Below are 13,323 nucleotides of genomic sequence, written 5' to 3'. Positions count from 1 at the left end.
ATGTCCGATACCCAACTGGTCGATCCCTTCGGCCGCCGCATCACCTACCTGCGCCTGTCGGTCACCGACCGCTGCGATTTCCGCTGCACCTACTGCATGAGCGAGGACATGCAGTTCCTGCCGCGCGACCAGGTGCTGAGCCTGGAAGAGCTGTACGCGCTAGCCGATGCCTTCATTTCCCTCGGCGTGCGGCGCATCCGCGTCACCGGTGGCGAGCCGCTGGTGCGCAAGGGCGTCACTTCGCTGCTGGAGCGGCTGGGCGCGCGCGGCGAGCTGGAAGACCTGGCGATCACCACCAACGGCTCGCAACTGGTCGAGCGCGCCGCCGAGCTCAGGGCCGCCGGCGTGGACCGGCTGAACATCAGCCTCGATTCGCTGCGCCGCGAGCGTTTCGCCGCCTTCACCCGCAGCGACCGCCTCGAACAGGTGCTGGCCGGCATCGACGCGGCGCGGGCGGCCGGTTTCCAGCGGATCAAGCTCAACTGCGTGGTGCAGAAGGGCCGTAACGACGACGAAGTCTGCGACCTGGTGGAGTTCGCCCTGGCGCGCGGCCTGGACATCAGCTTCATCGAGGAAATGCCGCTGGGCAGCGTCAGCAGCCACAGTCGCGCGCATACCCTGTGCAGCAGCGACGAGGTGCGGCGGATGCTGTCCGAGCGCTGGAGCCTGACGCCGAGCCTGGAGCGCAGCGGCGGGCCGTCGCGCTACTACCGCATCGACGGCCACGGCAGCCGGATCGGTTTCATCTCCCCGCACAGCCACAACTTCTGCGGCGACTGCAACCGCGTGCGCGTTACCGCCGAAGGCAAGCTGGTGCTCTGCCTCGGCCACGAAGGTGCGCTCGACCTGCGTTCGCTGATGCGCGCCCATCCCGGTGACGGCCAGCGCCTGCGCGATGCGCTGATCGAGGCGTTGCGGCTGAAGCCCGAGCGGCATCATTTCGACGCTGCCGAGCAGGTCCAGGTGATCCGCTTCATGAGCATGACCGGCGGCTGATCTGCCGCAGTGTCGATTCGCGTCTCACCCGTGAACAGGACGGATCGGCGCAGCCGAATATTCAGGGAACTGGCGCAGTGCTGGCGCAGCCTAAGCTATTACCGCGCCTGGAGGCTGCCCAATGGGAAACCGCAAGACTTCGCCGCCACCTGCCTTCGCTGAGCCAGCCCCCTCCGATTTCGAACTCGACCGGAAAGACGGGAATGCGGACACGGCCGCCGATCTTTCCCCGGAAGAGCGCAGGGCGGTCAAGGAAGGTCAGCCGCCACGAGCCCTGGTGTTGCACGAAGTCATCCGCGTGCAGGGCAATCACGAACTGGAGCGCACGGTCGCGGCGCTTGGCTGGTCGGCACTGGCCGCCGGCCTGACCATCGGCCTTTCGCTGATGGCGATGGGACTGTTCCGCGCCAGGCTGCCGGAGCATGACGGCGCAGTCATCGTCACCAGCCTGGGATATCCGGTCGGATTCCTGGCGGTCATCCTGGCGCGCCAGCAGCTGTTCACCGAGAACACCCTGACCGCCGTGCTGCCCCTGATGAGCGAGCCATCCGGGTACCGGGCCTTCCAGTTGCTGCGGCTGTGGACCGTGGTGCTGATCGGCAACGTGATCGGCGCGCTGGCGTTCGCCTACGCGATGCTGCATCTGCCGATCTTCGATGCGCAGACCGACGAGGCCTTCCTGGAAATCGGCCGCGAGTTGATGAAGAACGACAGCGCGCAGATGCTCTCCAAGGGCATGGTGTCCGGCTGGATGATCGCCACCATGGTCTGGCTGGTGCCGGCAGCCGAGAATGCGAAGGTCTGGATCATCCTTCTGGTGACCTATGTGATGGCGCTGGGTGGTTTCAGCCACATCGTGGTGGGCACCTGCGAAGCGGGCTATCTGGTCTGGGCCGGCGAAGTGGACTGGAAGGCCTACTTCATCGATTTCGCGCTGCCTACGCTGACCGGCAACATCATCGGCGGCAGCGTGATTTTCGCCCTCATAAGCCACGCGCAGATTCGGAGCGACGTCAGTTGAGCGACGCAATCTTCGTGGAGGGACCTAATCTTCAGCTCAGGACGTAGAGCTGATGCCCCCGCGGCGGAACCAAGGGTACGTCCGCGGGTCTACGAGCCGGTCCAATGAGGAGGTGACCAAGAATGACCATAACAAAGAAGATGAGAAGCATTGCGGCAATCCTGGCCTTCGCGCAGTTGGGTCTGGTGGTCCAGGTGCCGGTGGCGCAGGCTTCGATGGTAGGGACGGCCGAGGTACTGCAGACGCAGGCGCAGCATTATGACCGCCAGCAACTGCTGCAGATGCTCGACGACGAGGGCGTGCAGAACAAGCTGAAGGAGCTGGGCGTCGAGCGCAGCGTGGTCGAGAAGCGCATCAGCAGCCTGACCAATGAAGAGCTGGCGCAGTTCAACCAGCAGCTGGACAAGGCACCGGCTGGCGGCATCGTCGGGGTCATCCTCCTGGTACTGCTGATCTTCGTGATCACCGACCTGCTGTGCATCACCCATATCTTCACCTTCGTCAGATGCCAGCGCTGAGGCCGCGCGGCCTCGCCGTCGTTCTCGCTGCAGCGCTCCTCGGAGCCTGCGCGAGAACGCCGCAGTTGCCGCCGGAAACCTCGGAGCTGCCGCCGCGCGTCGAGCTGAGCGATGTCCAGTTCTTCCCGCAGCAGGAGTTCCAGTGCGGCCCGGCGGCACTCGCCACCATGCTCAACCAGCGCGGCGTACGGGTGACTCCACGGCAGCTGAAGGAGCGGGTGTATCTGCCCGGACGCCAGGGCAGCCTGCAGGTCGAGCTGGTGGCTGCGGCGCGGGAGCAGGGGATGCTGGTCTATCCGCTGCGGCCGCGGCTGGAGGATGTGCTGAGCGAAGTGGCGGCCGGCAATCCGGTGCTGGTGTTGCAGAACCAGGGGCTCGACTGGCTGCCGATGTGGCATTTCGCGGTGGTGGTCGGCTACGACCTCGATCGCAAGGAACTGGTGCTGCGCTCGGGCATCACCAAACGGCTGGTGATCGACTTCACCAGCTTCGACCTGACCTGGGTGCGCAGCGACCGTTGGGCCGTGGTGACGGTGCCGACGGATCGTCTCCCCGCGACGGCCGAGCCGACCCCGTGGCTGAAGGCCGCCCATGATCTGGAAGAAACCGGCCGCCCGGCGCTGGCCACCCAGGCCTACCAGAGCGCGACCCGCGCCTGGCCGGACGATCCGGTCGGCTGGTTCGCCCTGGCCAATGCCCGCTACGCATCCGGCGACCTGGGCGAGGCGGAGCAGGCCTTGCGCCATAGCGTGGCGGCACGTCCGGACTTCGCCGCGGCCTGGTACAACCTGGCCAATGTGCTGGGAGAGAAGGGATGTGCCGTGCAGGCGAAGGAGGCCGGGCAATGCGCCCGGCAACTGGCGCCGCTGGACAGCCGCTTTTCCACGCTGCCCGCCGCGGGAGCTGCAGGAGGCGGTCGCTGCGAGGTGTTGCCGGCCTGTCCGGATAGCTGAAACGAAAACGGCGCCATTTCAGGCGCCGTTTTCGTCTTTCCGGGCTACACGCCCAGCTTGTCGCGCATGTTGTAGTACCAGGCGCCCATGGCGGTGAACGGTACGCGGAACAGCCGGCCGCCCGGGAACGGGTAGTGCGGCAGTTCGGCGAAGGCGTCGAAGCGCTCGGCCTGGCCGCGCAGGGCCTCGGCGATGACCTTGCCGGCCAGGTGGGTGTAGGTCACCCCGTGGCCGCTGCAGCCCTGCGAATAGTAGATGTTGTCGCCGATCCGGCCGACCTGCGGCAGGCGCGACAGGGTCAGCAGGAAGTTGCCGGTCCAGGCGAAGTCGATCTTCACGTTCTTCAGCTGCGGGAAGACCTTGAGCATCTTCGGCCGGATGATCGCCTCGATGTTCGCCGGATCGCGTGCGCCATAGACCACGCCGCCGCCGAAGATCAGGCGCTTGTCGCCGGACAGCCGGTAGTAGTCGAGCAGGTAGTTGCAGTCCTCGACGCAGTAGTCCTGCGGCAGCAGGCTCTTCGCCAGTTCGTCGCTCAGCGGCTCGGTGGTGATCACCTGGGTGCCGCACGGCATCGCCTTGGAAGCCAGTTCCGGCACCAGGTTGCCCAGGTAGGCGTTGCCGGCGACCACCACGAACCTGGCCTTCACGCGGCCCTGCGGGGTGTGCACGACCGGATTGGCGCCGCGCTCGATGCGGGTCGCCGGGCTCTGCTCGTGGATCACGCCGCCGAGGGATTCCACCGCCGCCGCTTCGCCCAGGGCGAGGTTCAGCGGATGAATGTGGCCGCCGCTCATGTCGAGCATGCCGCCGACGTAGCTGTCGGTAGCCACGACTTCGCGGATGCGGCGGGCGTCCATCAGCTCCAGCTGGGTGTGGCCGTAGCGCTCCCACAGCTTCTTCTGGGCTTCCAGGTGGCCCATCTGCCTGGCGCTGAGCGCGGCGAACACGCCGCCGTCCTTCAGGTCGCACTGGATGTCGTACCTGGCGATGCGCTCACGAATGATGCGGCCGCCTTCGAAGGCCATCTGGCCCATCAGCTGCGCCTGTTTCGGGCCGACGGTGCGTTCGATGGTATCGATGTCGCGGCTGTAGCTGTTGACGATCTGCCCGCCGTTGCGCCCGGACGCGCCGAAGCCGACCTTGGCGGCTTCCAGGACGGTGACCTTGAAGCCGTTTTCCAGCAGGAACAAGGCGGTCGACAGGCCGGTATAACCAGCACCCACGATGCACACATCGGTTTCGGTCTCACCCTTGAGCTCGGGGCGAGCGGGGACCGGATTGGCCGACGCAGCATAGTAGGAGGAGGGGTATGGAGTGTGCGGCATATTGCACCTGTGTTTGTTATTTTTTACGAGATGTGCCGATGCTACCCGAGTCCGAATCGGTCGGCTAGAGGCTGTGCAAAATTTTTGACGGCCGGCCGAACATAAAAAAATTCACTTTTTCATAGGGTTAGCTGAAAAAAGCGCTTGACGCATGAATTTCATCGCGTAGAATGCGCCCACATCGACAGGCACATAGCTCAGTTGGTTAGAGCACCACCTTGACATGGTGGGGGTCGTTGGTTCGAGTCCAATTGTGCCTACCAAATCGAAGCCGTCTACGACGGTACTTGAAGGGCGATCCGAAAGGATCGCCCTTTTTGTTTTGGGAAAATCTTGGGAAAACGCCCCGGATTCTTCAAGCTGACCCGCGTGCGCTGATCTTCGATCTGCTTCTCCTTATGACCCTTCTGGTCATCTCCCACTTGGCGTGCCCATCGGTGCCTGCACGTAGAAATCCCAGCCAATCCAGATCGCGCAGACAGCAAAAAGCCCCGCAATGCGATGCGGAACTCCTTGCGTTGAAGCCTCGTTACAGAATCTGTACTTGCTCGGCCTGCGGGCCTTTGGCGCCTGCAGTCACGATGAAGCTGACGCGTTGGCCTTCGTCGAGGGTCTTGTAGCCGGTGGTCTCGATCTGGCGGAAGTGAACGAACACGTCCGGCCCGCTTTCCGGGGTGATGAAGCCGAAGCCTTTTTCAGCGTTGAACCATTTGACGGTACCGGTTTGGCGATTTGCCATGGTGTGAATCTCCAGGGGGTGAGAGGTGCAGGCAGGAGGCCTGGCCGGGGCTGGATGCGAAGTGAAGGGAAACCGAGGAGATGGCGATCGAGCAGACTGGGCATCAGGACGGAACCACTAAACAGGGCAGGCAGCGGGTTAAGCATAGCGCTTTCGCGGACAGTCATTGATAAAGGCTGACCGGCCCTTCGCCCGCCCTCGGCGTCGAACACCTTCGCCAAAGCGCCCGCCGATTTGCTTCTCGGCCTCCTGCGACACCGTGTCTGGCAGGCGTTTGCTGCTCGCGCCTCTAGAATGCGCGGATTCAGAAGGATGCTGACCCTGAATCCGCTAAGCCGAAATTTCCGCGACTGGCTTTATGCCTTTGCCCTGGTGGGCATGCTCCTGCGTGTGAGCATGCCGCTGTGGGCGTTGCCGCAGATGAGCGCGGACGGCTTCATGCTCATGTGCACTTCGCAGGGGATGCAGTGGCAGCTTGGCGAGAAGGACGATTCCATCAGTCCGCAGCTGCCCTGTGCCCAGTGTGGCGTGCAGGTGGCTGTCCTGCAGAGCTTCCTCTTCAGTCCGCCACCGCCGCCGCTGGTCCAGGCGGTCCAGCGTCCGCGCTTCGCCGAGCCGCTCGGCCTGGCGCCGCCGTTCCTGGTCGCGCCGCCCAATCGGGCTCCGCCAGCGATTTCCTGAGTTCATCGCAACTCGCCCTCGTCGCGAGGGCGTTCCGCTGTCTCTGAATTTCAGGAAAGTCCCATGAAATACCTTTCTTTCGTGCCGGCGCGCGCCGGCCGCTGCATGCCGTTCGCTTTCCAGGCCCTGGCGCTGGCCATCTCCGCATCCGCCCTGGCCGATGATCCACAGAAGGACGAGATCGAACTGCCGCCCACGGTGATCACCGCCGTGCAGCAGAGTTCGCCGTTGACCATCGTGGCCGATCCGCGGGAGGCGCGGCAGCCGGTGCCGGCCAGCGACGCCACCGATTACCTCAAGACCATTCCCGGCTTCTCCGCCATCCGCAGCGGCGGCACCAATGGCGATCCGGTGCTGCGCGGGATGTTCGGTTCGCGCCTGAACCTGCGCACCAACGGCGGCCTGATGCTCGGCGCATGCCCGGCGCGCATGGATGCGCCGAGTTCCTATATCGCGCCGGAAACCTACGACAAGCTGACGGTCATCAAGGGGCCGCAGAGCGTGCTCTGGGGCCCTGGCGCCTCGGCGGGCACCGTGCTTTTCGAGCGCGAGCCCGAGCGTTTCGGCGAACTTGGCAGTCGCATTCGCGGCAGTCTGCTGGCCGGTTCCAACGGGCGCCTGGACAAGCTTGTGGATGGCGCCGTCGGTGGCGAGCGGGGCTATCTGCGCGTGATCGGCAATCATGCGCAGGCCGATGACTACGAGGATGGGAATGGCGATACCGTGCCCTCGCGCTGGCGGAAATGGAATGGCGACGTGGCCCTGGGCTGGACTCCGGATGCCGACGCCGTCGTGGAACTCAGCGCCGGGCGGGGCGATGGCGAGGCGCGCTACGCCGGGCGTGGCATGGATGGCGCGCAGTTCCAGCGGGACAGCCTGGGGCTGCGCTTCGAGAAGGCCAATCTGGGCGGTGTCCTGGACAAGCTGGAGGCGCAGCTCTACTACAACTACGCCGACCACGTGATGGACAACTTCAGCCTGCGCACGCCCGATCCGGCCAGCATGATGCCCATGCCGATGGCCTCGGAGGTCGACCGCCGCACCCTGGGCGGGCGTTTCGCTGCCACCTTCAAATGGAGCGAGATGGAGCTGGTCGCTGGCCTGGACGCCTTGCGCAGCGAGCATCGTGGGCGCAAGTCCGCCTACGACATGATGAGCGGCCGCTATACGGATGCCGATCGGTTCCCCTGGGACAAGGATGCAGTGATGCACAGCTACGGCGCGTTCGCCGAGGCTACCTGGTATGCCGCCGAGCGTGACCGTCTGGTGAGCGGTGTGCGTCTGGATCGTTCTTCGGCCAAGGATTACCGGCAGGTCCGCAGTGGCATGATGGGCAGCATGCCCAATCCGACGGCCGACGAAACCCGTGCAGACACCTTGCCCAGCGGCTTCGTTCGCTACGAGCACGATCTGGCGGGCATGCCTGCCACTTTCTATACGGGCCTCGGTCATGTGCAGCGTTTCCCCGATTACTGGGAGCTGTTCTCGCCGAATTCCGGTCCCGCGGGCAGCGTCAATGCGTTCGATGGTATCGAGCCGGAGAAGACCACTCAGCTCGACATCGGCATGCAGTATTCAGGAGCCGACCTGCAGGCCTGGGCTTCCGCCTATGTCGGCCAGGTGCGCGATTTCATCCTGTTCGACTACACCGGCGGCATGGGGGGCATGCGCCGCTCCAGCGCCGACAATATCGATGCGCGCATCATGGGTGGCGAGCTGGGCGCCAGCTATCGCCTCGACGAGCACTGGAAGACCGATGCCACCCTGGCCTACTCCTGGGGCAAGAACAGCTCGGATGATGAAGCCTTGCCGCAGATGCCGCCGCTGGAGGTTCGCCTGGGGGCGACCTACGAGCGCGATGACTGGAGTGCCGGCGCCCTGTGGCGCCTGGTGGCGGAGCAGAATCGGGTGGCCGAGGGCAAGGGCAACGTGGTCGGCCAGGATTTCGACAAGAGCCCGGGCTTCGGCGTCTTTTCCCTGAATGGCGCCTATCGGGTCAGCGAGCACGTCAAGCTGAGTGCCGGTATCGACAACCTGTTCGACAAGGATTACGCCGAGCATCTCAATCTCGCCGGCAATGCCGGATTCGGCTATCCGGCCGAGGCCGTGGCGATCGACGAGCCCGGGCGGACCCTGTGGACAAGGCTGGATCTGAGTTTCTGATGTCGTTGTGAAGGGCGGCCGGCTGTCGGCCAGGTGGACGTCGTCGAGAGGAATCAAGGCCCCTGGAGGATCAGGGGCTCTTTTCCGCGCCTCTCAGGCGGTGAGCGAATTCTGTACGCGCTCGATCACCGCCTGCAGCGGCTGCGGGTCCCTGTATTGCTGGGGGTACAGGCGTTCGCTGTGCCGGGCGATGCCGTGTTCGTTCACCAGGGTGAAGCTGAAGCTGTCTTTGCGCTTGGCCATGATGATGCAATGGAGCGGGGCGAATGCCTCGGTGAGAGTGCCGATCGCCTCCTGGATCTGAATGGAAGTCTTCATATTGTCGTTCTCGTGTTCATATTCAACGGTACTGGGACCGCATAAAACGTAAAAAGCTCCGGTGCAAGAATGCAAGGATTGTGTGACCGGAATATGGCAGCGAATGGTAACTGGAAGTGTGGGGTCAGGATGCTTGCCGGTTGGCGTCAGTCCTGGGCGGGGCGCTTTTCGCTGGTGGCGATATCCCAGTCCATTCCGGATTGGCCGGGGAGGAATTGAATCGCGGGAAAGTGCGCTGACCGTGGCCCTGTGGTGCCCAGTTGAATGCCCGGAAGAGGGTTTTGCTGGGAGGGGCGGTCTTCTGTTCGATATTCGCAGGGGGCGATTCTAACCGACTATCGATGGTCGGGGAAAGTCTTGGTCGTTGCCGTTGGTCTGATTATTGCTAGGGCGAATATTCCCGCGACAGCGCTCGATCTGCCGCGGGGTGGCCGGGGATTACTGCAGCCAGGATTCCACGGTTTCTGCGCCGTATTGCTGTTTCCAGGCTTTCAGGGTCTTGTGGTTTCCGCCTTTGGTTTCAATGGTTTCGCTGCTGTGCGGGTTCCGGTAGACCTTGAGCTGGCGGCTGCGGCGCTGTTGTACGGGTTCCGCGGCGACCGGGGTATGCGGGTCGAGAATCTCGATCACGTTGCGCAGATTCATGCCGTACTCGTCCATCAGGGACTGCAGCTTGTCCTTGAATTCCAGTTCCTTCTTCAGGGAACTGTCGCTTTTCAGTTTTTCCAGCAGGGCGAGTTGTTCTTGAAGCAGGCGTTCGGCGGCACGGAATTCCGCGAGTTTGGACATCGTTCACTCCCAGGGTTGTGTTTGAGTTATCAACCGATTTTCCAAGTTTGTACGGGAATACGTCAACTCTGATTGTTCGGTTGAGTTTTGAATCTCCATTCAAGGGCGATAAATATCCGGCCATTATCGTGGGTCGGGCAATTTGGCACATATCGCGGTCGGCATGGATAATACGGCGCCGCGCAATATTCCACTCGATTTGTGGGTGATTGATCGGGTCGGCTATCCGATAAACAAGTTGTCGAAGGTGTTCGATGGGCTCGACGATCTTTTCGTATAGGGTCAACGGTTATGAACTCGCCTGCCTGGACGAGGGGGAAGGGGTGCCGCTGGTGCTGGTGCATGGTTCGCTGTGCGATTACCGCTACTGGCAATGGCAGATGCGCGGGCTGGGGCAGGACTACCGCCTGATCGTACCGAGCCTGCGGCATTACTACCCGGAGGCCTGGGATGGGCGCGGCGGGGATTTTTCCACCCGGCAGCATGTGGACGACCTGCTGGAATTGCTGGATCGGCTGGGTGAGCCGGTACATCTGCTCGGTCACTCGCGCGGCGGCAATATCTGTCTGCGCGCGGCGCTGGCGGCGCCCGAGCGTTTGCGCACGCTCTCGCTGGCCGATCCCGGCGGCGATTTCGCCGATGAGGTGTTTCATTTCGCAGGCCTGGAGCCTCCGGTTTCCCCGGGTGAGCGCAATCAGTTCAGGGCGCGGGCGCTGCAGTTGATCCAGCAGGGCGATATCGAGGAAGGGCTGCGGTTGTTTATCGATACCGTCAGCGGCCAGGGTATCTGGGCGCGCTCCTCGAAGCACTTTCGCGAAATGGCGGCGGACAACGCGATGACCCTGGTCGGCCAGGTTCGCGATCAACTGCCGCCGCTGGGGCGCCGGGAGCTGGCGGGCCTGGCGGTGCCGGTCTTGCTGCTGAGTGGCGAGTTGAGTCCGGTGCCGTTCCCGGGCATCGCCGAAGCCTTGCGCAGGAGCCTGCCGGATGCCCGCGTCAAGGTTATCGCCGGCGCTTCCCATGGCATGAATGCGATGCGCCCGGCGGCCTTCAATCGGGCGGTTCTGGAATTCATCGGGCAGTTCTGATCCGGTCGCCCGATGTGCCGCTCGTCAGTTCGGCAAAGTTGCAGTACCATTGCGCCTTTTCGCGGGCCGGTTCGGTCCGCGAGATGTTCACCGAATTCTTTCCAGTGATCTCCGTCCGCGCGCGTCAGCGCAGGGTGCCGAACAGGCGCCTGCCACTGTGAGGCAGGCATGCCCGGCGGGCGACGCTTACTGGCACATCCCAACCCATGTGGCCTTTCGTAGGGGTCACCACTAGGAGAGGAGGCGCCATGCCCATCATTACTCTTCCCGACGGTAGTCAGCGTTCCTTCGATCGCCCGGTCAGCGTGGCCGAGGTGGCTCAATCCATTGGCGCAGGCCTGGCCAAGGCGACCCTCGCCGGCAAGGTCGACGGCCGCCTGGTGGATGCCTGCGACCTGATCGACAGCGACGCGTCCCTGCAGATCATCACGCCGAAGGACGAAGAGGGGCTGGAGATCATCCGCCACTCCTGCGCGCACCTGGTTGGTCATGCGGTCAAGCAGTTGTACCCGACCGCCAGGATGGTGATCGGTCCGGTCATCGACGAAGGTTTCTACTACGACATCTCCTACGAGCGCCCTTTCACGCCGGAAGACATGGCGGCGATCGAGAAGCGCATGATGGAGCTGATCGAGAAGGACTACGACGTCATCAAGAAGATGACTCCGCGTGACGAGGTCATCGAGGTCTTCAAATCCCGCGGCGAGGACTACAAGCTGCGCCTCGTCGACGACATGCCCGACGAGAAGGCCATGGGCCTCTACTACCACGAGGAATACGTGGACATGTGCCGTGGTCCGCACGTGCCCAATACCCGTTTCCTCAAGGCCTTCAGGCTGACCAAGATTTCCGGCGCCTACTGGCGCGGCGATTCGAAGAACGAGCAGCTGCAGCGCATCTACGGCACCGCATGGGCCGACAAGAAGCAGTTGGCCGCCTATATCCAGCGTATCGAAGAGGCCGAGAAGCGCGATCACCGCAAGCTCGGCAAGCGCCTGGACCTGTTCCACACCCAGGAAGAAGCGCCCGGCATGGTGTTCTGGCACCCGAACGGCTGGACCGTCTACCAGGTGCTCGAGCAGTACATGCGCAAGGTGCAGCGCGAGAATGGCTACCTGGAGATCAAGACTCCGCAGGTGGTCGATCGCAGCCTGTGGGAGAAATCCGGGCACTGGGCCAACTACGCCGAGAATATGTTCACCACCGAATCGGAAAGCCGCGACTACGCGATCAAGCCGATGAACTGCCCGTGCCACGTGCAGGTGTTCAATCAGGGCCTGAAGAGCTACCGCGAGCTGCCGATGCGTCTGGCCGAGTTCGGTGCCTGCCACCGCAACGAGCCGTCCGGTGCGCTGCACGGCATCATGCGCGTGCGCGCCTTCACCCAGGACGATGCGCACATCTTCTGCACCGAAGAGCAGATGCAGGCCGAGGCCGCGGCGTTCATCAAGCTGACCCTGGATGTCTATTCCGATTTCGGCTTCACCGATATCGAGCTGAAGCTGTCCACTCGTCCGGACAAGCGCGTCGGTTCCGACGAGCTGTGGGATCAGGCCGAAGCCGCGCTGGCGGCCGCGCTGGATCATGCAGGTCTGAAGTGGGACCTGCAGCCGGGCGAGGGCGCCTTCTACGGTCCGAAGATCGAGTTCTCCCTCAAGGACTGCCTCGGCCGCGTGTGGCAGTGCGGTACCCTGCAGCTCGACTTCAACCTGCCGACGCGCCTCGGCGCCGAGTACGTCAGCGAGGACAATAGCCGCAAGCACCCGGTGATGCTGCATCGCGCCATCCTCGGTTCCTTCGAACGCTTCATCGGCATGCTCATCGAACACTACGAGGGCGCGTTCCCGGCATGGCTCGCTCCGACCCAGGCTGTGGTGATGAACATCACCGACAAGCAGGCCGAATTCGCCGAGGAGGTGGTTCGCCGTCTGGAGGAAAGCGGATTCCGTGCCAAGTCCGACTTGAGAAACGAGAAAATCGGCTTTAAAATCCGCGAGCATACTTTGCTCAAGGTTCCCTATCTGCTGGTCATCGGTGATAGGGAAGTTGAATCGCAAGCCGTCGCTGTACGTACGCGCGAAGGGGAAGACCTCGGCTCGATGCCGGTTTCCCAGTTCGCCGAGCTGCTGGCTCGGACGGTATCCCGGCGTGGTCGCCAAGACTCGGAGTAAATATTATTAAGCGTGAAATGAGGCAGGATAAGCGAGCGGTACCCAAGCCCCCGATCAACGAGAACATCTCGGCCAGAGAGGTTCGATTGATTGGCGCCGACGGCGCTCAGATTGGCGTGGTCTCTATCGATGAGGCGCTTCGCTATGCTGAAGACGCCAAGCTGGATCTGGTAGAAATTTCTGCCGATGCGGTACCTCCTGTCTGCCGCATCATGGACTATGGCAAGCACCTGTTCGAGAAGAAGAAGCAGGCTGCTGCGGCCAAGAAGAATCAGCACCAGCAACAGATCAAAGAAATCAAGTTTCGTCCAGGGACGGAAGAAGGGGATTACCAGGTAAAACTACGCAACCTGGTACGTTTCCTTAGCGAAGGGGACAAGGCCAAGGTATCGCTTCGATTCCGTGGTCGTGAGATGGCTCACCAGGAGCTGGGCATGGAACTGTTGAAGCGGGTCGAACAGGACCTTGCTGAATACGGTGCCGTTGAACAGCATCCCAAGCTGGAAGGACGCCAGCTGATGATGGTCATCGCTCCCAAGAAGCGTAAATAACCTCCCG

At 63.0% G+C, this 13,323-nt stretch carries 13 protein-coding genes and 1 tRNA gene; 10 read left to right on the top strand and 4 right to left on the bottom strand.

Annotation, left to right across the window (positions count from 1 at the left end; genetic code table 11):
* From moaA to BLR75_RS10100, 4 genes are all read left to right on the top strand, one after another.
* Complete coding sequence (gene moaA, locus BLR75_RS10115) at nucleotides 1–996, top strand: GTP 3',8-cyclase MoaA (RefSeq protein WP_084310760.1); 996 nt, start codon at nucleotides 1–3, stop codon at nucleotides 994–996.
* 121 nt (nucleotides 997–1,117) lie between these two features.
* A complete protein-coding gene (locus tag BLR75_RS10110) occupies nucleotides 1,118–2,017 on the top strand; it encodes a formate/nitrite transporter family protein (protein ID WP_084310759.1) in 900 nt (299 codons plus the stop codon).
* 122 nt (nucleotides 2,018–2,139) lie between these two features.
* Nucleotides 2,140–2,535, top strand: coding sequence for a PA2779 family protein (locus BLR75_RS10105; RefSeq protein ID WP_084310758.1), 396 nt, complete (start codon nucleotides 2,140–2,142; stop codon nucleotides 2,533–2,535).
* On the top strand, nucleotides 2,523–3,488 hold the full coding sequence (locus tag BLR75_RS10100) for a PA2778 family cysteine peptidase (RefSeq protein WP_084310757.1): 966 nt from the start codon (nucleotides 2,523–2,525) through the stop codon (nucleotides 3,486–3,488). Before BLR75_RS10105 ends, BLR75_RS10100 begins: the two co-directional genes overlap by 13 nt.
* A 44-nt stretch (nucleotides 3,489–3,532) precedes the next feature.
* On the opposite strand, the gene BLR75_RS10095 is transcribed toward BLR75_RS10100, so the two are convergent.
* The gene (locus tag BLR75_RS10095; protein ID WP_084310756.1) at nucleotides 3,533–4,816 is read right to left on the bottom strand and encodes an NAD(P)/FAD-dependent oxidoreductase; all 1,284 of its coding nucleotides are present in this window, start codon (nucleotides 4,814–4,816) and stop codon (nucleotides 3,533–3,535) included.
* Between the two features lie 186 nt (nucleotides 4,817–5,002).
* Between BLR75_RS10095 and BLR75_RS10090 the strand changes: the two genes are divergently transcribed.
* Nucleotides 5,003–5,079: transfer RNA gene (locus BLR75_RS10090), tRNA-Val, on the top strand.
* A gap of 266 nt (nucleotides 5,080–5,345) precedes the next feature.
* Here the strand turns inward: BLR75_RS10090 and BLR75_RS10085 are convergent.
* On the bottom strand, nucleotides 5,346–5,555 hold the full coding sequence (locus BLR75_RS10085) for a cold-shock protein (protein ID WP_084310755.1): 210 nt from the start codon (nucleotides 5,553–5,555) through the stop codon (nucleotides 5,346–5,348).
* 312 nt (nucleotides 5,556–5,867) lie between these two features.
* Here BLR75_RS10085 and BLR75_RS10080 point away from each other — a divergent pair, with 312 nt between their 5' ends.
* Nucleotides 5,868–6,236: a DUF2946 family protein gene (locus BLR75_RS10080; protein WP_084310754.1), complete on the top strand. Its 369-nt coding sequence runs from the start codon at nucleotides 5,868–5,870 to the stop codon at nucleotides 6,234–6,236.
* 105 nt (nucleotides 6,237–6,341) lie between these two features.
* A complete protein-coding gene (locus tag BLR75_RS10075) occupies nucleotides 6,342–8,399 on the top strand; it encodes a TonB-dependent copper receptor (RefSeq protein ID WP_090416050.1) in 2,058 nt (685 codons plus the stop codon).
* Nucleotides 8,400–8,492: 93 nt separating this feature from the next.
* Here BLR75_RS10075 and BLR75_RS10070 read toward each other — a convergent pair whose 3' ends face one another.
* Nucleotides 8,493–8,717, bottom strand: a complete 225-nt coding sequence (locus tag BLR75_RS10070) for a hypothetical protein (protein WP_084310752.1) — start codon at nucleotides 8,715–8,717, stop codon at nucleotides 8,493–8,495.
* 438 nt (nucleotides 8,718–9,155) lie between these two features.
* Nucleotides 9,156–9,506, bottom strand: coding sequence for a histone-like nucleoid-structuring protein, MvaT/MvaU family (locus tag BLR75_RS10065; protein ID WP_084310751.1), 351 nt, complete (start codon nucleotides 9,504–9,506; stop codon nucleotides 9,156–9,158).
* 254 nt (nucleotides 9,507–9,760) lie between these two features.
* On the opposite strand from BLR75_RS10065, the gene BLR75_RS10060 reads away from it, so the two are divergent.
* The 3 genes from BLR75_RS10060 (at nucleotide 9,761) to infC (ending at nucleotide 13,316) form a co-directional block, all read left to right on the top strand.
* A complete protein-coding gene (locus BLR75_RS10060) occupies nucleotides 9,761–10,594 on the top strand; it encodes an alpha/beta fold hydrolase (protein ID WP_084310750.1) in 834 nt (277 codons plus the stop codon).
* Nucleotides 10,595–10,842: 248 nt separating this feature from the next.
* Nucleotides 10,843–12,765, top strand: a complete 1,923-nt coding sequence (gene thrS, locus BLR75_RS10050) for a threonine--tRNA ligase (RefSeq protein WP_084310749.1) — start codon at nucleotides 10,843–10,845, stop codon at nucleotides 12,763–12,765.
* Nucleotides 12,766–12,782: 17 nt separating this feature from the next.
* Nucleotides 12,783–13,316: a translation initiation factor IF-3 gene (gene infC, locus BLR75_RS10045; protein ID WP_084310748.1), complete on the top strand. Its 534-nt coding sequence runs from the start codon at nucleotides 12,783–12,785 to the stop codon at nucleotides 13,314–13,316.
* Nucleotides 13,317–13,323 lie beyond the last annotated feature (7 nt).

Origin of the sequence: Pseudomonas jinjuensis (assembly GCF_900103845.1) — a bacterium.
In the GTDB taxonomy this organism is placed as follows: Bacteria; Pseudomonadota; Gammaproteobacteria; order Pseudomonadales; family Pseudomonadaceae; genus Pseudomonas; species Pseudomonas jinjuensis.
The sequence above is the reverse complement of the archived record's forward strand: the minus strand, read 5'-3'. Positions and strand labels throughout refer to the sequence as shown.